The 21,241-nt window shown below is 69.9% G+C and carries 21 protein-coding genes; 9 read left to right on the top strand and 12 right to left on the bottom strand.

Annotated elements, in window-relative coordinates:
• The first annotated feature begins 170 nt into the window (after positions 1-170).
• The 4 genes from sph to J7E87_RS24035 all read left to right on the top strand — a co-directional run bounded on the left by sph (position 171) and on the right by J7E87_RS24035 (position 4,373).
• Positions 171-1,160, top strand: coding sequence for a sphingomyelin phosphodiesterase (sph, locus tag J7E87_RS24050; protein WP_215096559.1), 990 nt, complete (start codon positions 171-173; stop codon positions 1,158-1,160).
• 78 nt (positions 1,161-1,238) lie between these two features.
• A complete protein-coding gene (locus tag J7E87_RS24045) occupies positions 1,239-2,159 on the top strand; it encodes a cation diffusion facilitator family transporter (protein ID WP_215096558.1) in 921 nt (306 codons plus the stop codon).
• Between the two features lie 162 nt (positions 2,160-2,321).
• The gene (locus J7E87_RS24040) at positions 2,322-3,383 is read left to right on the top strand and encodes a S1 family peptidase (protein ID WP_215096557.1); all 1,062 of its coding nucleotides are present in this window, start codon (positions 2,322-2,324) and stop codon (positions 3,381-3,383) included.
• A 252-nt stretch (positions 3,384-3,635) separates the two neighbouring features.
• The gene (locus J7E87_RS24035) at positions 3,636-4,373 is read left to right on the top strand and encodes a MerR family transcriptional regulator (protein WP_215096556.1); all 738 of its coding nucleotides are present in this window, start codon (positions 3,636-3,638) and stop codon (positions 4,371-4,373) included.
• Between the two features lie 63 nt (positions 4,374-4,436).
• On the opposite strand, the gene J7E87_RS24030 is transcribed toward J7E87_RS24035, so the two are convergent.
• The 4 genes from J7E87_RS24030 to J7E87_RS24015 all read right to left on the bottom strand — a co-directional run bounded on the left by J7E87_RS24030 (position 4,437) and on the right by J7E87_RS24015 (position 10,231).
• Complete coding sequence (locus J7E87_RS24030) at positions 4,437-6,614, bottom strand: 3-hydroxyacyl-CoA dehydrogenase NAD-binding domain-containing protein (RefSeq protein ID WP_215096555.1); 2,178 nt, start codon at positions 6,612-6,614, stop codon at positions 4,437-4,439.
• A 101-nt stretch (positions 6,615-6,715) separates the two neighbouring features.
• Positions 6,716-7,930: an acetyl-CoA C-acetyltransferase gene (locus J7E87_RS24025; RefSeq protein ID WP_215096554.1), complete on the bottom strand. Its 1,215-nt coding sequence runs from the start codon at positions 7,928-7,930 to the stop codon at positions 6,716-6,718.
• Between the two features lie 22 nt (positions 7,931-7,952).
• Positions 7,953-9,095: an acyl-CoA dehydrogenase family protein gene (locus J7E87_RS24020; protein WP_215096553.1), complete on the bottom strand. Its 1,143-nt coding sequence runs from the start codon at positions 9,093-9,095 to the stop codon at positions 7,953-7,955.
• A complete protein-coding gene (locus tag J7E87_RS24015; RefSeq protein WP_215096552.1) occupies positions 9,092-10,231 on the bottom strand; it encodes a CaiB/BaiF CoA-transferase family protein in 1,140 nt (379 codons plus the stop codon). The genes J7E87_RS24020 and J7E87_RS24015 overlap by 4 nt, the downstream gene beginning before the upstream one ends.
• 277 nt (positions 10,232-10,508) lie before the next feature.
• Between J7E87_RS24015 and J7E87_RS24010 the strand changes: the two genes are divergently transcribed.
• Complete coding sequence (locus J7E87_RS24010) at positions 10,509-11,708, top strand: trans-acting enoyl reductase family protein (protein ID WP_215096551.1); 1,200 nt, start codon at positions 10,509-10,511, stop codon at positions 11,706-11,708.
• A 35-nt stretch (positions 11,709-11,743) separates the two neighbouring features.
• On the opposite strand, the gene mmpA is transcribed toward J7E87_RS24010, so the two are convergent.
• Positions 11,744-11,884 (bottom strand): morphogenic membrane protein MmpA, encoded by a 141-nt coding sequence (gene mmpA / locus J7E87_RS24005; protein ID WP_215096550.1) that lies wholly within the window; start codon positions 11,882-11,884, stop codon positions 11,744-11,746.
• 96 nt (positions 11,885-11,980) lie between these two features.
• On the bottom strand, positions 11,981-12,673 hold the full coding sequence (locus J7E87_RS24000) for an endonuclease V (protein WP_215096549.1): 693 nt from the start codon (positions 12,671-12,673) through the stop codon (positions 11,981-11,983).
• A gap of 56 nt (positions 12,674-12,729) precedes the next feature.
• On the opposite strand from J7E87_RS24000, the gene J7E87_RS23995 reads away from it, so the two are divergent.
• Entirely contained in the window at positions 12,730-13,029 is a 300-nt protein-coding gene (locus tag J7E87_RS23995; protein ID WP_215096548.1) for a YciI family protein, read from the top strand.
• Positions 13,030-13,044: 15 nt separating this feature from the next.
• On the opposite strand, the gene J7E87_RS23990 is transcribed toward J7E87_RS23995, so the two are convergent.
• Positions 13,045-14,142 carry an oxidoreductase gene (locus tag J7E87_RS23990; protein ID WP_215096547.1) on the bottom strand — a complete coding sequence of 366 codons (1,098 nt, stop codon included), beginning with the start codon at positions 14,140-14,142 and terminating at the stop codon, positions 13,045-13,047.
• A 205-nt stretch (positions 14,143-14,347) separates the two neighbouring features.
• Here J7E87_RS23990 and J7E87_RS23985 point away from each other — a divergent pair, with 205 nt between their 5' ends.
• The 3 genes from J7E87_RS23985 to J7E87_RS23975 all read left to right on the top strand — a co-directional run bounded on the left by J7E87_RS23985 (position 14,348) and on the right by J7E87_RS23975 (position 16,431).
• A complete protein-coding gene (locus J7E87_RS23985) occupies positions 14,348-14,593 on the top strand; it encodes a DUF4277 domain-containing protein (protein WP_215096546.1) in 246 nt (81 codons plus the stop codon).
• 161 nt (positions 14,594-14,754) lie between these two features.
• Positions 14,755-15,402, top strand: a complete 648-nt coding sequence (locus J7E87_RS23980; protein ID WP_215096635.1) for a dihydrofolate reductase family protein — start codon at positions 14,755-14,757, stop codon at positions 15,400-15,402.
• A gap of 702 nt (positions 15,403-16,104) precedes the next feature.
• The gene (locus tag J7E87_RS23975; protein ID WP_215096545.1) at positions 16,105-16,431 is read left to right on the top strand and encodes a DUF4333 domain-containing protein; all 327 of its coding nucleotides are present in this window, start codon (positions 16,105-16,107) and stop codon (positions 16,429-16,431) included.
• A gap of 24 nt (positions 16,432-16,455) precedes the next feature.
• Here the strand turns inward: J7E87_RS23975 and J7E87_RS23970 are convergent, their stop codons facing one another.
• The 5 genes from J7E87_RS23970 to J7E87_RS23950 all read right to left on the bottom strand — a co-directional run bounded on the left by J7E87_RS23970 (position 16,456) and on the right by J7E87_RS23950 (position 21,235).
• The gene (locus J7E87_RS23970; RefSeq protein ID WP_215096544.1) at positions 16,456-16,953 is read right to left on the bottom strand and encodes a hypothetical protein; all 498 of its coding nucleotides are present in this window, start codon (positions 16,951-16,953) and stop codon (positions 16,456-16,458) included.
• Between the two features lie 42 nt (positions 16,954-16,995).
• The gene (locus J7E87_RS23965; RefSeq protein ID WP_215096543.1) at positions 16,996-18,303 is read right to left on the bottom strand and encodes a hypothetical protein; all 1,308 of its coding nucleotides are present in this window, start codon (positions 18,301-18,303) and stop codon (positions 16,996-16,998) included.
• Positions 18,304-18,323: 20 nt separating this feature from the next.
• Positions 18,324-18,827: a hypothetical protein gene (locus J7E87_RS23960; RefSeq protein WP_215096542.1), complete on the bottom strand. Its 504-nt coding sequence runs from the start codon at positions 18,825-18,827 to the stop codon at positions 18,324-18,326.
• 55 nt (positions 18,828-18,882) lie between these two features.
• The gene (locus J7E87_RS23955) at positions 18,883-19,395 is read right to left on the bottom strand and encodes a hypothetical protein (protein ID WP_215096541.1); all 513 of its coding nucleotides are present in this window, start codon (positions 19,393-19,395) and stop codon (positions 18,883-18,885) included.
• A 223-nt stretch (positions 19,396-19,618) separates the two neighbouring features.
• Entirely contained in the window at positions 19,619-21,235 is a 1,617-nt protein-coding gene (locus J7E87_RS23950; RefSeq protein WP_308313052.1) for an IS1634 family transposase, read from the bottom strand.
• Between the last annotated feature and the right edge of the window lie 6 nt (positions 21,236-21,241).

Here is a 21,241-nt window from a genome sequence, read left to right as displayed (position 1 = left end):
GTGCCGGGCAGGAAGCGGCCCGTGCCGGGCAGGAAGGCGAAGACCGGACCAGTGTTTGGTGAGATCGTTGCGTTGCGTAAAGAAAGTGGGCTCCTGGCCATTACCAGGTGGTAACTCCGGCTGCTTTGATGTGCGTCGCCGGTCTACCCCCACCACATCCGGGAGTCTTTGTGCCGCACTCCGCGCTCCGCCGTATCCCTGGCGCAGCTCTTTCCACCGCGCTCGCCGCGGCCGTCCTCACCGGGACGGCTCCGACGGCTTCCGCCGCCACGGCGGCCACGACGCCGTCCCTGAAGGTGCTGACGTACAACGCCTTCCTGTTCAGCAAGACGCTGTACCCCAACTGGGGACAGGACCACCGGGCCGCGGCGATTCCCGCGACGTCGTTCTTCCAGGGCAACGACGTCGTCGTGCTCCAGGAAGCCTTCGACAACTCCTCGTCGGGCGCGCTGATGCAGAAGGCCGCCGCCCAGTATCCGTACCAGACCCCGGTGATGGGGCGCAGCAAGACCGGCTGGGACGCGACCGGCGGGTCGTACTCGGCCACCACGCCCGAGGACGGCGGGGTCACGGTGCTCAGCAAGTGGCCGATCGTCCGCAAGGAGCAGTTCGTCTACAAGGACGCCTGCGGGGCGGACTGGTGGTCCAACAAGGGCTTCGTCTATGCGGTGTTGAACGTCGACGGCGCGAAGGTGCATGTGGTGGGTACGCATGCGCAGTCCACCGACTCCGGATGCGGCGCGGGCGAGGCGGCGCTGATGCGCAGCCGCCAGTTCAAGGCGATCGATGCCTTCCTGGACGGCAAGAACATCCCGGCCTCCGAACAGGTGCTGGTCGCGGGCGACTTCAACGTCGACTCGCGGACGCCGGAGTACGCCACGATGCTCGCCGACGCGGGCCTGGTGGGTGCGGACGCCCGCACCGGACACCCGTACTCCTTCGACACCGAGCAGAACTCGATCGCGTCCGATCGCTACCCGGACGACCCGAGCGAGGACCTCGACTACGTCCTGCACCGCGCCGGGCACACGAAGCCGGCCGGCTGGACCAATGAAGTGATCAAGGAGCAGAGCGCGCCCTGGACGGTCTCCAGCTGGGGCACGAGCTACACCTACACCAACCTCTCCGACCACTACCCGCTCGTCGCGTCCGGACAGTAGTCGCAAGCCCTTCGCAGCTGGTCAGAGGCCGCTTTTCGGCAGTGGCTGCAAGGGAGTTGGTGTGTCACGGTGGTGACCATGACCGGTCACGGGCACGTTCATGGTCACCACCATCACCACGCTCATGAGCGCGTCGACGCCGCCCTCGAAGGGTCGGCGCAGGGGCTGCGGACGCTGTGGTTCTCCTTCGGTGTGCTCGCCGCCACGACAGCCGTCCAGGCGGTGATCGCGGCCGCGTCGGGGTCGGTGGCACTGCTCGGCGACACCGTCCACAACGCCGCCGACGCGCTCACCGCGCTGCCGCTCGCCCTCGCCTTCGTACTCGGCCGGCGGGCGGCCACCCGCCGCTACACCTACGGCTTCGGGCGGGCGGAGGATCTGGCGGGCGTCTTCGTGGTGCTGGTGATCGCGGCGTCCGCGGTCTTTACCGGGTACGAGGCGCTGCGGCGGCTGTTCGAGCCGCAGGAGGTCAGCCATTTGGCGGCAGTGGCCGCGGCCGGTCTGGTGGGTTTCGCCGGCAACGAATGGGTGGCAGTGGCCCGGATCCGTACCGGCCGCAGGATCGGATCGGCCGCGCTGGTCGCCGACGGACTGCACGCTCGCAGTGACGGTTTCACCTCTCTGGCCGTACTGCTGGGTGCTGCCGGAGCAGCACTCGGATGGCGGTGGGCCGATCCGCTGATCGGGCTCGCGATCACGGGGGCGATCGCACTGGTGCTGCGCGGGGCGGCGCGCGAGGTCTGGCACCGGCTGATGGACGCGGTCGACCCGGCGCTGGTCGACCAGGCCGAGCACGCGCTCGGTGATGTCGAGGGCGTACGGGCCGTGGGGGACGTACGAATGCGCTGGCTCGGGCACGATCTGCGGGCCGAGACGTCAATCGTTGTCGACCCCGAGCTGACGGTGGCGCAGGCGCACGCCGTGGCGCTGGCCGCGGAGCACGCGCTGCTTCACGGGGTCCGCCGGCTGACCGCGGCCACGGTCCAGATCCATCCCTGACACCCCCCTCGACCCCCTTCCGCCGAACGGGTGCTCCGGCGTTCCCGCGCCCCTTTCCGCATGACAGGGCCATGCAGCATCGAGTCCCGCACGCCGGACTGGTCCAGTCCAAACTGCTTCTCGGCACCCCCACTACGGACTCGTACGAAGGAGAAGCCCCCCATGAGACGCACGCTCCGCGCGCGCATATGCCTTTCCGTCGTTCTCGCCCTGCCCGCCGCCGGTCTGGGCCCGGGCACCGCCGCGGCCGCCCCGGAACCACATCCGGGCGTCACGCCCTCGGCGATGCAGTACCAACTGCACAGCACCCTCGAACGGGCGCTCGGCGACCGCACCGCCGGTTCGTATCTCGACGCCGAGACGGGCGAACTGGTCGTCACCGTCACCGATGAGGCCGCGGCCGACCAGGTCCGGGCCGTCGGCGCGCGCGCGAAGATCGTCGAGCACAGCACGGCAGAGCTTGAATCCGCCATGGCCACGCTGGAGGTCCGGGCGAAGATCACCGGCACTTCATGGGGCATCGACCCGTCGACGAACCAGGTCGCGGTCGAGGCCGACCGGACCGTCTCCGCGGGCTCGATGGCGCTGCTGAGGACGGTGGCCGCGGGTCTCGGGGGCGCCGTGCGGATCAAGCGTGTGCCCGGAGTCCTCAAGCAGGAAGTGCTCGGCGGAGACGCGATCCACGGCAGCGGCTTCCGCTGCTCCGCAGCCTTCAACGTCTCGAAGGGTACGACCCGCTACTTCCTTACGGCGGGCCACTGCACCGACGGGGCCTCGAGCTGGTCGGCGACGTCCAGGGGCACGGTCATCGGGACCCGCGAGGGCACCAGCTTCCCGACCGACGACTACGGCATCGTCCGGTACACGGACGGCACGCAGCCCGCCGGGGACGTCAACCTCTACGACGGCGGCCACCAGGACATCACGTCCGCGGCGGACGCCATCGTCGGTCAGGCCATCAAGAAGAGCGGCTCGACGTCCCACGTGACCAGCGGCACCGTCACGGCGGTGAACGTCACCGTCAACTACGGCGAGGGGCCGGTCTACAACATGGTCCGCACCACCGTTTGCTCGGCGGGCGGCGACAGCGGCGGCGCCCACTTCGCGGGCTCGACCGCTCTGGGCATCCACTCGGGCAGCGCCGGCTGCTCCGGCACCGAGGGCTCGGCGATCCACCAGCCGGTGAAGGAAGCGCTCAGCGCCTACGGGGTGGACCTGTACTGAGGAGCGGCGGCGAGGCGGGCGTGCCCACCAAGTGGGCACGCCCGCCGTGCTGTTCAGCCGCCATCGCCGCCCACCGGACCGACCCGGGCCGGCACCGCACTCGCGGCCGCCGCCGGGGCCGACAGCCGGGGAGCCGGGGAGCCGATGGCACAGTCAGCGCCCGCCTGCGCGTCCGGAGCCGCAGGGCACTTTCACAACAGTGGTGAGACAGCAATACTGTTGCACCGCGTGAGGAGAAAGTGAGGCGCACCCATGGCGACCGACACCGAGGAGCCGACGCTCACCGTCGACGAGCTGGCCGCGCGGGCCGGTGTCACCGTGCGGACCGTTCGCTTCTACAGCACGCGCGGACTGCTGCCTCCCCCGGCCATCGGGCCGCGGCGGGTCGGGCACTACGGCCCCGGTCACCTGTCCCGGCTGGCCCTCATCGAGGAGCTTCAGCACCAGGGCATGACCCTCGCCGCGATCGAGCGCTACCTGGAGCAGCTGCCCGAGGATCTGAGCGCGCACGATCTCGCCGTCCACCGTGCGCTGGTGGCCTCCTGGGTACCGGATTCGGCCGAGGAGGCGTCCCACAGCGACTTGGAGCGCCGTGCCGGGCGGCCGTTGAGCGAGGAGGACATAGACCGGCTCTCGGCGATGGGCGTCCTCGAGCGCGCGGGCGGCGCGGACGACCCCGACGGCTACCGGCTCGACCCCGGCCTGCTGCGGCTCGGTGTGCAGCTGCTGGACGTGCCGATCGCGCACGAGACGATCCTCGCCGCCCGTACCGTCCTGCTGGAGCACACCCGCTCCGCCGCGCACGAACTCACCCGGCTGTTCCGGGACGAGGTCTGGAACCCGTACCGGGAGCGGGAGTCGGACCCCGAGCAGGTAGCGGCGATGAAGTCGCTGTCCGCCCATATGCAGCCGATGGTGGTGCAGGCGCTGGTGACCGCCTTCCAGCGGTCGCTGAAGGAGGAGCTGCGGGCCGCGTTCGCCACGGAGTAGCCCCGCCGAGTGGTACGGCGCGGTCGTACCACTCGGCGGTGAACGCGGCCCCGGCCCGCGAGGTCAGGCCTCGTCGCCGAACTTCTCGCCCCGCTCCGCCTTCTCGATCAGCAGCGCCGGCGGGTCGAAGCGGTCGCCGTAGCGCCCGGCGAGTTCCCGGGCGCGCGCCACGAAACCGGGCAGACCGCCCTCATAGCCATTGATGTACTGCAGCACGCCACCCGTCCAGGCCGGGAAGCCGATGCCCATGATGGAACCGATGTTGGCGTCGGCGACCGACGTCAGCACGTTCTCCTGAAGGCAGCGGACCGAGTCCAGGGCCTCCGAGAAGAGCATCCGCTCCTTCATGTCCTCGAAGGGCACGTCCACATCCGAGCGCGTGAAGTGCTCGCGCAGGCCCGGCCACAGGCCGGACCGCTTGCCGTCGTCGCCGTACTCGTAGAAGCCCGCCCCGCCGCTGCGGCCCGTGCGACCGAACTCGTCGACCATCCGGTCGATCACGGCGTCCGCCGGGTGCCCGGACCAGGTGCCGCCGGCCTCCTCGGTCGCGCGCTTCGTCTCGTTGCGGATCTTGCGCGGCAGGGTGAGCGTCAGCTCGTCCATCAGCGAGAGCACCTTCGCCGGGTACCCGGCCTGCGCGGCGGCCTGCTCGACCGAGGCGGGGTCGGCGCCCTCGCCGATCATCGCCACGCCCTCGTTGATGAACTGGCCGATCACGCGCGAGGTGAAGAAGCCGCGCGAGTCATTGACGACGATCGGCGTCTTGTTGATCTGGCGGACCAGGTCGAAGGCGCGGGCCAGCGCCTCGTCGCCGGTGCGCTCACCCTTGATGATCTCGACGAGCGGCATCTTGTCGACGGGCGAGAAGAAGTGCAGCCCAACGAAGTCGACGGGCCGGGACACGCCTTCGGCGAGCACGGTGATGGGCAGGGTCGAGGTGTTGGAGCACAGCAGCGCGTCCGGCTCGATGACGTCCTGGATCTCCTGGAACACCTTCTGCTTGAGTGCGGTGTCCTCGAACACCGCCTCGATCACTGCGTCGCAGCCCGCGAGATCGGCGGGTTCCGCGGTCGGCGTGATGCGGGCGAGCAGCGCGTCCCGCTTGGCCTCGGTCGTACGGCCCCGGGCGAGCGCCTTCGCGAGCAGCTGCTCGGAGTAGCCCTTGCCCTTCTCGGCCGCGTCCAGGGACACGTCCTTGAGCACCACCTCGATGCCCGCGCGGGCGCAGGAGTACGCGATGCCCGCGCCCATCATCCCCGCGCCGAGTACGGCGACCTTGCGGACCGGGCGCGGCTCGATGCCCGCGGGTCGGTTGGCGCCGGAGTTGACCGCCTGCAGGTCGAAGAAGAAGGCCTGGATCATGTTCTTGGCGATCCGGCCGGTGACCAGCTCGGTGAAGTACCGCGCCTCGATCGTCTGGGCGGTCTCGAAGTCGACCTGGGAACCCTCGACGGCCGCCGCGAGGATATTGCGCGGGGCGGGATAGGGGGCCCCGGCGGTCTGCTTCTTCAGATTCGCGGGGAAGGCGGGGAGGTTGGCGGCGAACCGCGGGTTCGACGGGGTGCCGCCGGGGATCTTGTAGCCCTTGACGTCCCAGGGCTGCTGGGACTCGGGGTTGGCGTCGATGAAGGCGTGCGCCTTGGCGAGCATCTCGTCGGTGGTGGCGGCCACTTCGTGGACCAGACCGTTTTCCAGGGCCCGCTGGGGCGAGTACTGCGTACCCTGCAGCAGCACCTTCAGCAGCGCGTCCGCGATGCCCATCAGCCGTACGGTACGGGTGACGCCGCCGCCCGCCGGCAGCAGGCCGAGGGTGACCTCGGGCAGGCCGATCTTGGAGCCGGGCGCGTCGAGGGCGACGCGGTGGTGGCAGGCGAGGGCGATCTCGTAACCGCCGCCCAGCGCCGCGCCGTTGATCGCGGCGACGACGGGCTTGCCGAGGGTCTCGATCGTGCGCAGGGCGTGCTTGATGGCCATGCCGGTGTCGAAGACCTGCTCGGCGCTCTCCGGACCGACCTTGATCATGTCCTTGAGGTCGCCGCCCGCGAAGAAGGTCTTCTTGGCGGAGGTGAAGATGATGCCGCGGATGGAGTCCTTCTCGGCCTCCGCGCGCTCGGCGATCGCCGCGATGGAGTCCTTGAAGGCCTGGTTCATCGTGTTGGCGGACTGGTTGGGGTCGTCGAGGACGAGGGTGACGACGCCGTCGTCGCTCCGCTCCCAGCGGATGGTGGTGCTCTCGGTCATTGCGAAGTCTCCATGAGGTCTGATCGGGCCGGGGCCCGGAAGGTCGCGAGGCGGCCGCCGCGCATGCGCGCCCTTGTGGACGGTGCGCCGGGGCCGTACGGCTACAGGCGCTCGACCACCGTCGCGATGCCCATGCCGCCGCCGACGCAGAGTGTGACCAGGCCGTACCGCTTGTCCTGGCGCTCCAGTTCGTCGATGACGGTGCCGAGGATCATCGCTCCCGTGGCGCCGAGCGGGTGGCCCAGGGCGATCGCGCCGCCGTTGACATTGATCTTGTCCAGCGGCAGGTCCATGTCGCGGGCGAAGCGCAGGACGACACCGGCGAACGCCTCGTTGATCTCGACGAGGTCGATGTCGTCGATCGTCAGCCCGGCCTTGGCGAGCGCCTTGCGGGTGGCGGGCGCCGGGCCGGTGAGCATGATGGTCGGCTCGGAGCCGGAGACCGCGGCGGAGACGATCCGGGCGCGCGGGGTCAGTCCGTACCGCTCGCCGACCTCCTTCGTGCCGATCGCGACGAGCGCCGCACCGTCGACGATGCCGGAGGAGTTGCCCGCGTGGTGCACGTGGTCGATCTTCTCCACCCAGTGGTACTTCTGCAGCGCCACCGCGTCGAAGCCGCCCATCTCGCCGATGCCCGCGAACGAGGGCTTGAGCGCGGCGAGGGTGTCCGCGGTGGTGCCGGGGCGCACGTGCTCGTCGTGGTCGAGGACGACCAGGCCGTTACGGTCGCGGACCGGGACGACGGAGCGGTCGAAGCGGCCGTCCTTCCAGGCGTCGGCGGCCCGCTCCTGGGAGAGCGCGGCGTACTCGTCGACATCCCGGCGGGAGAAGCCCTCGATGGTGGCGATGAGGTCGGCGCCGATGCCCTGCGGGACGAAGCCCGTCTCGTAGTTGGTCATGGGGTCGGCGAACCAGGCGCCGCCGTCGGAGGCCATCGGCACCCGCGACATCGACTCGACGCCGCCCGCGAGGACCAGATCCTCCCAGCCCGAACGGACCTTCATCGCGGCCATGTTGACGGCCTCGAGCCCCGAGGCGCAGAAGCGGTTCTCCTGTACGCCCGCGACCGTGTCGGGCAGCCCGGCGGCGATGGCCGAGATACGGGCGATGTCGGAGCCCTGGTCCCCGACGGGGCCCACGACGCCGAGGACGATGTCGTCGATCGCCGCCGGGTCGAGGCCCGGGAAACGGTCGCGGATTTCGTGGATCAGACCGACCACGAGGTCGATCGGCTTGGTGCCGTGCAGGGCGCCATTGGCCTTGCCGCGTCCGCGCGGGGTGCGGATCGCGTCGTACACATACGCTTCGGTACTCAAGACAGCAGCCTTTCAATGAGGGTCAGGCGAGAAGTGAACGGCCGATGATTTCCTTCATGATCTCGGTCGTACCGCCGTAGATCGTCTGGATACGGCCATCCGTGAAAGCCTTGGCGACGCGGTATTCCGTCATATACCCGTAGCCGCCGTGCAATTGCAGGCAGCGGTCGGCGACACGCTTTTGCAGTTCGGTGGCCCACCATTTGGCCATCGACGCGTGTACTGCGTCCAGTTCCCCGTTCGAGTGATCCACAATGCAGCGGTCGAGGAACGAACGGGTGACGGCGCATTCGGTGGCCATTTCGGCGATCTCGAAGCGGATGTGCTGAAGCTTGGAGAGCGGCCGCCCGAAGGCCTCGCGCTCCTTGACGTACTGGGTGGTGATTTCGAGCAGATACTCTGCCCCGGCGATCCCGGAGACCGCGATGCCCATCCGCTCCTGCGCGAGATTCGTCATCAGATGGACGAAGGCGCCATTCAGCTCGCCGAGCAGATTCTCCTTGGGGACGCGTACGTCGTTGAAGAACAGCTCGGCCGTGTCCTGGGACTTCTGGCCGATCTTGTCGAGGTTGCGGCCGCGCTCGAAGCCGTCCATGCCGCGTTCGACGACCAGCAGCGAGAGGCCCTTGGCTCCGCCCTCGGGGGTGGTCTTGGCGACGACGACCACCAGGTCGGCGAGGATGCCGTTGGAGATGAAGGTCTTGGAGCCGTTGAGGATCCAGTGATCGCCATGGTCCTCGGCGGCGGTGCGGATGCCCTGGAGGTCGGAGCCCGCGCCCGGCTCGGTCATCGCGATGGCGGTGATGATCTCGCCGCTGCAGAAGCCGGGCAGCCAGCGCCGCTTCTGCTCATCGGTCGCGAGGCCGGTGAGGTAGGGGCCGATGATGTCGTTGTGCAGTCCGATCGCGAGCCCGGCCGCGCCCGCCCGGGTGAACTCCTCGGCCAGGACGGCGCTGTAGCGGAAGTCTGCGTTACCGCCGCCTCCGTACTCCTCGGGCACGGCGAGTCCGAGCAGGCCCTGCTTCCCCGCGGCCAGCCAGGCGCCCCGGCTGACGATGCCGTCCTTCTCCCACTGCTCGTAATGCGGCAGGACCTCCTTGGCGAGAAAGGTGCGCACGGTCTCGCGGAACGCGTCCTGCTCGGCGGTGAAAATCTGACGCTTCATCGGTCCTCCTCCTTGGCGGGTTCGAGGCCGGGCAGGTCCCAGTCGCGCGCCACTTCCGCGGTGTCGGCGCCCGGCCGGGCGGGGCTCCGGTACACGGAGCCGGGTGTGGCGGAGAAACGGGGCGCCGGCGCGGGCTGGGTGAGTCCGCCGTGGTCGACGAAGGTTCCGCGGGCCGCGAGATGCGGGTGCGAGGGGGCTTCCCGCAACGAGAGCACCGGGGCGACGCAGGCGTCCGAGCCCTCGAAGACGGCCGTCCACTCCTCGCGCGTCCCGGTCTTGAAGCGGGCGGCGACGGCCGCGCGCAGCTCGTCCCAGCGGGCGAAGTCCTTACGAGCCGGTACCTCGTCCTTGATGCCGAGCAGTTCGATGAACTCGTTGTAGAACTGCTGCTCCAGTGCGCCGACGGCCATGTACTGGCCGTCGGCGGTCTCGTAGTTGCCGTAGAAGGGGCAGCCCCCGTCGAGCAGATTCGCCCCGCGCCGGTCCTGCCAGCCGCCGGCCGCCATCATCCCGTGGATCATCGTGGCGAGATGGGCGGCCCCGTCGACGATCGCCGCGTCCACGACCTGGCCGGACCCGCCCTCGCTGCGGGCGTGCTGCAGGGCCGCGAGCACTCCGACGACAAGGTAGAGCGAGCCGCCGGCGTAGTCGCCGACGAGGTTGGCCGGGACCGCCGGCGGCTCGTCGGGCTTGCCGATCATGCCGAGGGTGCCGGTGACGGCGATGTACGCGATGTCGTGTCCGGCGCGCTGGGCGAGCGGTCCCTCCTGGCCCCAGCCTGTCATCCGCCCGTACACCAGGCTCGGATTGCGGGCGAGGCACTGCTGCGGCCCGACGCCGAGCCGTTCGGCGACGCCGGGCCGGTAGCCCTCGATCAGTACGTCGGCCCGCTCGGCCAGATCGAGGACCTGGCCGGGGCCGTCCGCCGCCTTGAGGTCGATCAGTACGGAGCGTTTGTTGCGGTTGGTGAGGTCGTACGCCGGATCGATGCTCAGCCCCGAGCCGCCGGGCCGGTCGACCCGTACGACATCGGCGCCCAGGTCGGCCAGGAGCATGGCGGCGAACGGACCGGGCCCGATGCCCGCCAGTTCGACCACTCGCACTCCGGCCAGCGGGCCTTTGCCCATCGCTGCCATCAAGCCCCCAGCACTGTGACACAACTGATGTAACACCAGTGATGGTAAGAACGCGTTCCACTCGGCACAAGGCCCCGAGCCGAGCAAGCGCTTAGAATTGTGCGCAGCCTACTCCCGTGCGGCGGCGCGCCCGGATCGCCGCGGCCGGACCGGCGCGGCGGAGGGCCCGGCCGCGCGGCCGGGCAGGTTACCGATGGGAAACGCATCTTCTTCCCGACCCCGTTCGCACGCTAGCCTCAGCCACCACACGACCGCGGGGGCAACGGCGGAGGGGCCATTGAACAGGCAGAACGGGACCGGTCGCGCGCAGCGCCCGTACGACATCGTGCTCTACGGAGCGACGGGCTTCGTCGGCGTGCTCACCGCGGAATACCTCGCGGCGCATGCGCCCGACGGATGCCGCTGGGCCGTCGCGGGCCGCAGCCGGCAGAAGCTGGAGCGGCTGCGCGAGCGCCTGGCCGCCGAGCATCCCGGCTGCGCCGAGCTGCCGCTGATCGAGGCGGACGCGGACGACCCCGACGCGCTGCGCGAACTCGCCGAGTCCACCCATGTGGTGGCAACGACCGTCGGCCCCTACCTCAGGTACGGCGAGCCGCTGGTGGCCGCCTGCGCGGAGGCGGGCACCGACTATGCCGACCTGACCGGCGAGGCCGAGTTCGTGGACCTGATGTACGTACGCCATGACGCGCGGGCCCGGGAGACCGGGGCGCGGCTCATCCACGCCTGCGGCTTCGACTCCGTGCCGCACGACCTGGGCGCGTACTTCACCGTCCAGCACCTTCCCGAGGACGTGCCGCTGCGCGTCGACGGGTTCGTGAGCTCCAACGGCACCTTCTCCGGCGGGACGTTTGCCTCCGCGCTCACCGCGATGAGCCGCGGCCGGCAGATGCTGCGGGCAGCGCACGACCGGCGGCTGCACGAGCCAAGGCTGGTGGGACGGCGGGCGCGGGCCCCGCTCGGCGGGCCGCGGTTCAGCCGGGAGACCGGCGCGTGGGCGCTGCCGCTGCCGACGATGGACCCGCAGATCGTGGCGCGCTCGGCGCGGGCACTGCCGCGGTACGGCCCGGACTTCCGCTACCGGCACTACGCGGCGGTCCGCACGCTTCCGATGGCGGCAGGTGGTACGGCGGCCGTGGGCGCGCTCTTGGGTCTGGCCCAACTGCCGCCTGCCAGGCGCTGGTTGTCGGACCGGATCAAGCCGGGTGAGGGTCCGGACGAGCGGCGCAGGGCGAAGAGCTGGTTCTCGGTGCGTTTCGTGGGCGAGGGCGGCGGCCGCACGGTGTTCACGGAGGTTTCGGGCGGCGATCCGGGCTACGACGAGACGGCGAAGATGCTCGCCGAGTCGGCGCTGTGCCTGGCCTTCGACGACCTCCCCGGCACCGCGGGGCAGGTCACCACGACGGTCGCGATGGGTGATGCGCTCATCGAGCGGCTGCGGGCGGCCGGCATCCGGTTCCGGGTGGCCGCCACGCGCTGAGGAGCCCGGGAGCCGGCCGATCAGGGGCGGGAAGGTCAGCCGGACAGCGCCGTGTAGACCATCGACCCCACCCAGCCGAAACCCACGAGGGCGGCCAGGCTGAGCACGGCTGTCACGATGCGCTCGACGGGGTGGGGGGTGATCTCGGTTGCGCTGTGCGCCATGTGGGTCGTCATGCCAGGGAGGATGCCGATCGCGCCCGGCTCCCGGCATCCGCTCGGATACTCAGTGCGCGGGCGCCGGTACCCAGGTACTCGCTTCGCTGCCGGCGCCTACGCGGTCGCCTCCGCCAGGGCGCGCCGGCACAGCCGGTCGGCCAGCCGTGTGCTCTCGGGCAGCCGGTAGTCGGCCGCGAGGCGCAGGGTGTGCGCGCAGGCGTTGTCGAGCGTCGTGCGGTGGCCGACGGAGACGAAGACCGGCTTGACGCCGTCCTGGGTGCGCAGCGCCCGGCCGACCTCCTCACCGTCCTCCGCGCGCAGCGCCGCGAAGTCGCCCCGTCGCGGCCCCAGTTCGCCATAGCTGAAGGTGAAGGGGTTCTTGGCGACGCCGATGACCGGTAGCCCGGTCAGCACGCCGAGATGGCTGGCGAGCCCGAACCGGCGGGGGTGCGCCCGGCCGTAGCCGTCGCAGACGACGAGACCGGGGTTGCGGGTGAGGGACTCCAGGGCGGCGAGCACGGCCGGGATCTCCCGGAAGGCCAGCAGCCCGGGCACGTAGGGGAAGGCGACCCGGCCCACCGCGGTGGCCTCCTCGACGACCGTGAGTGTCGCCGCTTCCAGGACGACGGCCGCCGCGGCGACGACATCGTGCTCGTCGTCGTACGCCACATCGACGCCGGTCACCAGGCCCGCACCCGGCCACGGACCCGGCTCGTCCAGGACGACGCGGGTGCGCAGTTCGTCCTGGACGGCCCGGGCCGCACTCTCGTCGGCGGGCCAGTCTGCGGGCGTCTCGATGATCTTCATGATGCCGCCCACCCTATGACCGCGGCTCGATATCGAGGTGCCGTAGCCTGACGATCATGTTCGTACTGGAATTGACCTACACCGCACCGGTCGAGCGCGTGGACGAGCTCCTCGAGGCACATGTGGCCTGGCTGGACGCGCTGTACGAGGAGGGCGTGTTCATCGCGTCGGGCCGCAAGAACCCGCGCGACGGCGGGGTGATCCTGGCCGTCGGGGACGACCGCGCGCGGATCGAGCAGATCGCGGCGGCCGACCCCTTCACGGTCGGCGGTGTGTGCGTGTACCGGATCACGGAGTTCATCGCGACGAAGACCGCGCCCGAACTCGCCCCGTACAAGCAGCAGTTGCCCTTGTAGGGCGGTCTGGAACTCCTAGAACTCCAGCCGGGCGACGCGGCCCTTCTCGCCCGATGCCCAGCACCCGAAGTCGGTCGTGCAGTCGACCGTGTCGTACGAACCGGTGTCGACCGTGCGCCAGCTGCGGCCTCCGTCGAGCGTCAGGTCGGTCCCGGTCGGTCCGACGGCGAGCGCGGCCGACCCGCCGTGCGGCAGCCAGGCCACGCCGGATCGGTAGGCCGGAGGCGGTGTCTTCGACTGCTGCCAGCTGCGGCCGCCGTCCCCGCTGACCGCTCCGGCGTTCGGGGAGGCCTGGCCCGCGCGGTAGTCGCCGCCCACCGCGATGCCATGGGACCGGTCACGGAAGGCGAGCCCGAAGACGCCACGCGCCGGATCCCCGGCCGGGACGGTCGATTCGGCGGCGGTCCAGTTCAGACCGCGGTCGGCGGAGTGCAGCACGCGCGCCGTGGCGCCGCCGCCGGTCGCCAGCCAGACGTCCTTCGGCCCGGAGCTGACCAGGCACTGACCGCTGGCCGCGAAGCCTGCCTCGCCCGGCAGCGCCGCCGGCATCCCGGCGTTCGGCAGTACCTTCCACGACTTTCCGCCGTCGCCGGTGGACAGGATGCGGTACTTGCCGTCCACCGGATCGCTCATGGCGAGGCCGTGCCGGCTGTCGAAGAAGGTGACGCAGTCGTAGAAGGCCTTCGGGTCGGTGTTGCGGAAGGACTCGGTCCAGCTCGCCCCGCCGTCCTCGGTGCGAAAGACCCTGGACGCCTCGCCCTCCCCGATGGCCAGCACCACCGCGCGGCGGTTGTCGAATGCCTCGATGTCGCGGAACTCCAGCTCGCCCGCACCCGGCGGGGAGACGTTCCGCCAGCTTCCGCCGCCGTCCGCGGTGCGCAGCACCGTACCCTTCGAGCCCGCGACCCAGGCGGCCTTGCGGCTGACCGCCGCGAGGCCCCTGAACCGTACGTCGGCGCCGGTGTCCTTCAGGTTCCAGCTCGGCCCTTTCCTGCTGTCCACATCGCTACCGGTCCGCTCGGCCGCCTGCGCCGGTGCGGCCAGCGCCGCGGCCACCGCCGCCGCGCACAGTCCCACCGACACCGTTCGTCTCGTCTTCCCCATGGACGTCATGGCGCTGGAAGCTAGCCCACCCGCCCGACCCCGTCCAGAGTGCGGCCGCTGGCCCGCGTTCCTAGGCCCGTATTTCGCGGGTCGCTGATTCGGCTGGAGAGCGGGGCCGGGCAGTGTCCGGCACGGGCCTGTCAACGTTGGTCCGGGTGTGTCGATGACTTCCCGGTCCCCGCGGCCACGGACGGAACGCCCCCGTATGGAGTGCGTGATCGAGTCCGTGGTGACCAAGCGTTTGGGCGCTCAGCCCGTCGCTGCCGAGTTTCTGCGCCGGCTGGATGTTGCGGGGATCGTCGATGCCCTTTGCCCGCCCGATCCCCGGGCGGAGCTGACGCACGGCCAGGTGATCGAAGTGCTGGTGACCAACCGGGAGCTGGCCCGCCAGGCCGCGGCCGCCCGCGGCGAAAGCAAGGGCCGGAAGACCCGCCGCTCCCGCTGGACGCTCGCCCGGTGAGCCGTACGCGGCCGCGCCGGGGGACGACCACCGGGGAGTCGTCGCCCGGCGCGCGGCTGCGGGAGCTCGATGAGAACTGCACGATGCGGCGATGAGTTTTCCCGGCCCGGCCGGTCTACCGTTCGTCAAATGATCAGAAAGCGCGAAGCAGGAGGAGCGACATCAGCCAGTTGCTGCGGGTCCAGAACTTCACCGTCTCGAGCGACGGGTTCGGCGCCGGCGAGGGCCAGAGCCTCGAGAAGCCGTTCGGCCATGCCGATCCGGGGAACATGTTCGCCTGGGCCATTGCCACCGACCACCCACCCATCAACCGCTCCGAACCCGGTGGCAGCCGAGGTCTGGACGACTACTTCACGCGGGACTACGCCCGCAACATCGGCGCCGAGATCATGGGCCGCAACAAGTTCGGGCCGCAGCGCGGGCCCTGGCAGGACCAGGAGTGGCAGGGGTGGTGGGGTGACGAGCCCCCGTTCCACACGCCGGTGTTCGTCATGACGCACCACAAGCGCCCGTCGTTCACGCTCTCCGACACCACGTTCCACTTCGTCGACGGCGACCCGGCCGCGGTGCTCGCCCAGGCGAAGGAGGCGGCGCAGGGCCAGGACGTCCGGCTTGGCGGTGGGGCCACGATCATCCGGCAGTTCCTCGAGGCCGACCTCGTCGACACCCTGCATGTGGCGGTCTTGCCGCCAAAGCTCGGCTCCGGGGCCCGGCTGTGGGAGTCCCCCGATGAGCTGCTCGACCGGTTCCACCAGGACGTCGTGCCCAGCCAGAGCGGCGTGACGCACCACCTGTTCTGGCGGAAGTGAGGCCGGACCAGCCGGCCGGCGCGGGTTCCGTCACCGGCGCCCGCGGCATGACCGCCGCCCAGCGGCGTCCTAGCCCCGCATTTCGCGGGTCGCTGCGGGTGCTGTTCGTGATCTTGCTGGTGGGGTCGTGTGGTCGGGAATACTCCAGTTGCATGTGGCCGCACTTCCGTGCTGACTACGACGTTCGACGTGGAGCGCTGACGGCAGAAGCCGTGGGTTTACGGGCCATGGATCGACGGCACCCACCGTCCTCTATCCGAGCGTGAGCATCGCCTCGGCGACCTCGCCGACCGCCGCATCGGGGATCGCGATAGCGGCCTCCTTGAGGACGAGCAGCCGTGCCCCGGGGATCTCGCGGGCGATCGCCTCGCCGTTGCCGACGGGGAAGAACCGGTCGCGGCGGCCGTGGACGACGAGCGCGGGGACCTCGATCTCGAGCAGGTGCTCGCGCCGGCGGGGTTTGCAGTCGAGTTTGCTGAGCCGAATGTCACCCTATGTGACATGACAGCGAATGAGGACACGGACACGGCGGCGTGGACGCGTGTATCGCGGCTGCGGCGGAGCGGCGGGCGGTGCAGTGACGGCAGAGGGCGAGTAAGCGGGCCGCAGAGCCCGCGCCCACGCGGCTCATCGCGGGCCATGGACGCGGTGCCGGAAAGCACTGGTAGCCTGGCGCGCTGATATCGAAAGTGAGGGGAAATCGTGCGCGGATTCATCCGCATTGCAGCGGCAACGGCCATCGGCTCGCTGGCCCTTGTCGCCTGCAGCTTCAGTGCCGGGTCGTCCACTGACTCCGTGGGGACGAAGGAACTGGAGAAGCAGGTTGACGATGCCCTGACGAAGCAGGTCGGCCAATCCCCCAAAAAGGTCGAATGCCCCAAAGAGCTGAAGGCGGAGAAGGGCGCGCACACCCGGTGCACCCTTACTGCCGACGACGGCACCCGCTTCGGACTCACGGTCACCACCAAGCGCGTCAAGAGCGACAACAAGGTCGACTTCGACATCAAGGTCGACGACAAGCCGATGTGAGGCGCACCGAGGCGCCGAGAGCGCCTAAGACGTCCGCCCCGTGTCGGGTCGGACTGTTTCCACGAACTGCCTGAAGTCGCCGAGGACGTTGTCGAGCTGAGCCGGGGTAGCAGTCAGGGCCAGGCGGATCACCGCGCGCTTGGCGGGGTCGTGGACATCGAGCATGGCGAGATAGACCTGGATCTGGACGAGGGCGCGGCGTACGCCCCCCGCTTCCGCCGCGAACGTCATGGTCTGCGTCAGGCCGGGGGCGTCGGCGGAGCCGATCTCCTTGCGGTTGGCCACCGCCACCGAGTCGGCGATCTCGCGCATCCGCTGCACCGACCCATCGGCGATCTCGGCCAGCGGCGCCTCGTCCGGACGATACTCGCCGTCGATGGTGATGTTGGCCGCGAACCCGTCGTCGAGCTCCGGGTGCAGCGCGGCGAAGGCCACGCCGGACGCGTCGGCCTGTTCGGGGTCTGCGGCGCTCCACCCTTCCGGGAGTTGGAATTCGATGGGCACCGGCAATCTCGCGGACATCACTAGCCTTCCTTCCGGGAGTAGTGCCTCCCCGTACGTTTTTCAGAACAGACTCTTGACCCCGCCTACGACATCGCCGCCCAGATCCTTCAGCGCGCCGCCGGCATCCTTGGCAGTGTCGACCACCTTGCCCGGGTCGACGGTGAATTCCATACCCAACTTTCCACCGAGCCCCGGTGCAGCGCCCAACTCAGCGCCGATGTGGAATTTACCGTCGCCGTTCCTCTCCCCGAAGATCAGGTCGCCCTCAACGCCCGCGCCGGCCCAGGCCTCTCCCGTCACGCCGATGCCGATTCCGCCGGCCTCAACGCCGGGGGCGCCACCTGCTTTAGCACCGGCGAAGGCTTTCACTTCGGCGTTGAACCCGTCCGCACCGAGACCGAAATCAGCACCGGCCTCGGCCCCGGCGAATCCGGTTCCCCGGGCGTAAACACTGCCGAAGTCGTTCCCGGCACGCCCCTCGGCCAACGCGCGCACTCCAGCGGACGCCTCGACACTGGCGCTTGCACCGGTCTGCGAGAAGCCTGCGGTCCCCGTCGCCCTCGCACCCCCGTAGCCATCGGCGACCCCGGAGAGTTTGAAGTCTCCGTTGGTCACCTCACCTTCCGCAGTGACATGGAAGAGGTCGCCGTACGCCTTTAGCATGCCTTCTTTGCCATAAGCCGGGCCGGTGGCGGAGAATCCGGCGTCCGGGCCGGTGGCCTTGGACTTACCGTCGGCATTCCAGCCGCCGTCGGTCTTCGTGCCGGCCTTTTCGTCCTTCGGTGGGGCCTTCGGGATCACGTCCTTGGCGTCAGCGTTGAAGCCGCCCGGTGCGCCCTTGTTCTGCCGCTCCACGACCGCCGCTTCGAGGGCGATCTTGATACCCGCGTCGAAGTCGTTGATGTCCTTGACGGACTTCTTGATCGCGGCGTTGGCCTTTGCGACGTTGTCCATGACGGTCGACCAGCTGCCTGACTGGACCAGTCCCCGCTTCTCCTCCGGGCTGGCAGCCTCGAAGGTGACCTCGCCCGCAGCGCTCACCTTGTAGCCCTTGGCAAGCAGATCGTCGACGTAGTCCGACAACGCCTTCCTGGAGCTGGTCAGCTGCGTATGGGCGTCGTCCAGGATCGACGAAATGGCGTGGGCCTCATTCTTCGCCGCACCGAACTCGAAGTGAGTGTTGCTCGACGCCGTGCCGTAGGCCTCGAAGGCCACCCCGCGCCACGTGCCGTCGGACAGGCCCCGCACATGGTCGTTGTAATTGATCTGCAGCGCGCCGAAGCGATCACCCATCTTCTTCCAGGACTTCGAGGCACCCGACAGCCGCGAGAGATCCGCGGTCATGATGTCGTGATAGGTGAGCGTCATAAAGGCCCCCTTGGCCGGGCTCAATACAGGTCGCTGAGCTTGCTGTGCGGGGTCTTCACACCCTGGAGCTGCAGACCCGTATCGCCGTCGTTTCCGTGGAGGATGTTGTTCGTCGCTCGCAGCGCGTCCCGTTCCGAAGTGAGCCGGTTCAGCAGGTTCCTGACCTGGCTCTCCCACGCCGAGTGCGCCTCCGTCAGCCCGCTCTGCAGCGACCAGTCGGCGAACGCACCGCCGCCGGCCGAGGGACTGCCCGCGGCGCTGGGGTTGATCGACGGGTTCGTCGGGATGCCCGGACCCTGCACGACGCCGGTCACGCCGCCGGTGTCGGAGTCGGCGAGGGCGCCCGCCTTCTTAGTGGCCGGCGCCAGGTCGGTTTCGATGTGGTTGGCGGCTTTCCTCTTGCCGCTCTTCGTGGACGCCAGGTTGGAGTTGCCTCCGCCGCCCGGGCCACCGACCGGCGCGTACCCTCCCCCGCCGTCGAGCTGGTTCAGCTGGACGTGTGGCGCGCTCTCGTCGGACGCCATGCCTGCCCCCGTTCTTCCACGGGTCGCCGGCAGGTGCAGGAACCCGGATCTCCGGTCAGAAACTCTTGGACAGTACGCCGCGCCACGTCCAGCCCGCCTCGAGTACGGCGTTCTGCACCGGACGCTTCATGTCGTTGCTGTCGAAGTGGTACGACTCAGTGGCCTGCAGACGGCCGTCGGAGCCGCGCCCGATCGTCCACGTCTTGGTGACCCGCCGCCCCGGCCCCCGGCCCCATTCGCGGGAGAGGGATGCCGAGGCCGGCCCAGCGGCCCAGCTGACCGCCCACTGTTCTTCGATGGCCTGCACCTCGTGGAGCTTCGGGATCAGCAGCAGCCGAATCCTGAGGGTGCGGTTCACCTGTCGGCTTGCGAAGAACGACTGCCAAGTTGGTTCCTCAACCCGCCACTCCGCTACAAAGTCCGCTCCCTCGTCCGTGCCGTCGCGCACGACCCACGGAACGTCCGGGCCGTTCAGTCCCAGCAGCGCAGCTACGACGTCCTCCGCGGGACACGGCTCCACGCCCCGGGGCGGTCGTTTCGTGCCACGCAGTTTGTCCATCAAGCCCATCAAGCCAATCTATGAGCCCGCAACTTCTCGACACAAGGTGGGCCCCTGTATCGGAACGTCCCTGGCAGTCGATCAGTCCTTCTTGTCCAGGAAAGCGTTCACCCTCCCGCCCAGCCACTTGCCGTGCGAGACCAGCATCACGTGCGTCTTGCCCGGCATGCCGGCCAACTGGGCTCGCGGGAGGCAGGTCGGCCAGCTCTCCGGCCAGCGGGGTGCAACAGCGTCAGGTCTGCAGCCAGCGTGGACGCCGCACGTCGAGCCCCAGCAGATCGAGGAGGTCGACCTGGACGACCTGGCTGAGGATGAGGGTGGGCGGGTCGGTGGCCCCGCGGATGCGTAGCTGGAGCTCACCGAGGTGATGCAGGATCATCCGGCCCGTGGGCCGCACTCGGCGGCGGCCCGGGTAGATCCCGGGCATCGTGCCGTCTCCATCGCGTTCCAGCGCCTGCCGTACCTGCCGCTCGATCAGGCAGAACACCAGCAGGGCCAGGCAGATCACCTGGACGAGGGCGGCGACGCGCCGGTTGTGCTGGACGAACACCGGGGTGACCGCCAGCGGCCCCTTGAAGTCGCCGTAGCGGCGCTCGGCGTCGCCCTGTCCCTTGTAGTCCAGCAGGACTTGGGCGGGTGTGGCCTGCTCGATCGGGCGGGAGGTGATCAGCGCGTACCAGCCGTCGGCCGCCGCCTCCGCGGCCAGCACCTGCTCATCGAAGTGCCAGGCCAGGGTCGGCCGGCCCTCCTCGTCGGTGCCGATCTCGGTGCGCAGGCAGGAGGCGACCCTGCGGGTCTTGGCGATTACCCCGACCCGGGCGGCGAGCTTCTCAGCCGCGTTGTAGTAGCGGCCACCGGCCCCGCGCTGCACCTTCTCCAGTTCGGCTGTGGCCTTGGCCAGCCGCTTGGTGCGCGCTTGGCGCTGGCCGGCGGCGTTACCGGTGGAGTGCACCAGGATCCGGCGCACTTGTAGCACCGGATCGCGCTTGCGTGGCCCGGGGATGCGCTGAATGTCCTGAAGGACGCGGTAGTGCCCGCGCTGCTCGGGCGGCAGGTGCTCCTCCCGCTCGGCGGTGTAGTCCACCGGCGCGGCCTGCTGGAGGTCCAGGCCGGCCCAGAACTCGTCGCCGATCCTGGACGCCGGTACCGGCGCGATGAAGTCCACCTCGGCGGCCAGCAGCGCACCGATGTTGCCCCATGAGTACAGCTTGGAGTCCGCGACCATCAGCAGGCGTCGCTCGCCGGCGAGTGCCTTGAGGGCCTGTATCGCGCCGACGACCTGGGAGACCTCCCCGGCGCCGCCGGAAAGGACGCGGGAGAAGACCGGGACGCCGCCGTAGGCGGCCACCCCGATGCCGGCCTGGACCTGCTTCAAGTCCACCCGCCGGTCCTTGGGATGCCCGAACTTGACCACCGGGTAGTCCTCGTCCTGCCCGGCCTCGGGGTAGGCGCCGTGCACGGACATGCTCGTCATATCCCAGTGGATGCGGGCCACATCGATGCCGAAGCCGGCGATCGCGGCCGCCCCGACGCTGCCGGCAAGCCGGTCCAGGTGCGGAGCGATGGCGTCCAGAGCACGCGCCAGGCGGTCGTCACCCAGCAGGTCGGCCTCGACGCCGAAGACCTCCGCCACCGCCCAGCTGCGGGCCCAGTCCCCGACCCTGAACAGCGGCGCCGGAGCGGTCAGCCGGTTGGTCACCAGCACTTCGATCACCTGGCCGTGCGTCAGCTCCGCCCGGGGATCGGGCGGGCAAAGGGCATCGACGATCCCCGCAACATCCAGCCGGCGCAGAAACTCGGCAGCGACGGGCAGAGCGCCCAAACGCTTGGTCACCACGGACTCGATCACGCACTC

Origin of the sequence: Streptomyces sp. ISL-1, assembly GCF_018614585.1 — a bacterium.
Classification (GTDB): domain Bacteria; phylum Actinomycetota; class Actinomycetes; order Streptomycetales; family Streptomycetaceae; genus Streptomyces; species Streptomyces maoxianensis.
The sequence above is the reverse complement of the archived record's forward strand: the minus strand, read 5'-3'. Positions and strand labels throughout refer to the sequence as shown.

What these genes read in the sequence shown, in the direction of transcription:
- J7E87_RS24000 (WP_215096549.1), bottom strand. Translation starts at nt 12,673, where the DNA reads ATGAAGATCATCGAGACGCCCGCAGACTGGCCCGCCGACGAGAGTGCG.
- J7E87_RS23960 (WP_215096542.1), bottom strand. Translation starts at nt 18,827, where the DNA reads ATGGCGTCCGACGAGAGCGCGCCACACGTCCAGCTGAACCAGCTCGAC.
- J7E87_RS23995 (WP_215096548.1), top strand. Translation starts at nt 12,730, where the DNA reads ATGTTCGTACTGGAATTGACCTACACCGCACCGGTCGAGCGCGTGGAC.
- J7E87_RS24020 (WP_215096553.1), bottom strand. Translation starts at nt 9,095, where the DNA reads ATGAAGCGTCAGATTTTCACCGCCGAGCAGGACGCGTTCCGCGAGACC.
- mmpA (WP_215096550.1), bottom strand. Translation starts at nt 11,884, where the DNA reads ATGACGACCCACATGGCGCACAGCGCAACCGAGATCACCCCCCACCCC.
- J7E87_RS23990 (WP_215096547.1), bottom strand. Translation starts at nt 14,142, where the DNA reads ATGACGTCCATGGGGAAGACGAGACGAACGGTGTCGGTGGGACTGTGC.
- J7E87_RS23970 (WP_215096544.1), bottom strand. Translation starts at nt 16,953, where the DNA reads ATGTCCGCGAGATTGCCGGTGCCCATCGAATTCCAACTCCCGGAAGGG.
- J7E87_RS23965 (WP_215096543.1), bottom strand. Translation starts at nt 18,303, where the DNA reads ATGACGCTCACCTATCACGACATCATGACCGCGGATCTCTCGCGGCTG.
- J7E87_RS24045 (WP_215096558.1), top strand. Translation starts at nt 1,239, where the DNA reads ATGACCGGTCACGGGCACGTTCATGGTCACCACCATCACCACGCTCAT.
- J7E87_RS24040 (WP_215096557.1), top strand. Translation starts at nt 2,322, where the DNA reads ATGAGACGCACGCTCCGCGCGCGCATATGCCTTTCCGTCGTTCTCGCC.
- J7E87_RS24015 (WP_215096552.1), bottom strand. Translation starts at nt 10,231, where the DNA reads ATGGCAGCGATGGGCAAAGGCCCGCTGGCCGGAGTGCGAGTGGTCGAA.
- J7E87_RS23955 (WP_215096541.1), bottom strand. Translation starts at nt 19,395, where the DNA reads ATGGGCTTGATGGACAAACTGCGTGGCACGAAACGACCGCCCCGGGGC.
- J7E87_RS24030 (WP_215096555.1), bottom strand. Translation starts at nt 6,614, where the DNA reads ATGACCGAGAGCACCACCATCCGCTGGGAGCGGAGCGACGACGGCGTC.
- J7E87_RS24035 (WP_215096556.1), top strand. Translation starts at nt 3,636, where the DNA reads ATGGCGACCGACACCGAGGAGCCGACGCTCACCGTCGACGAGCTGGCC.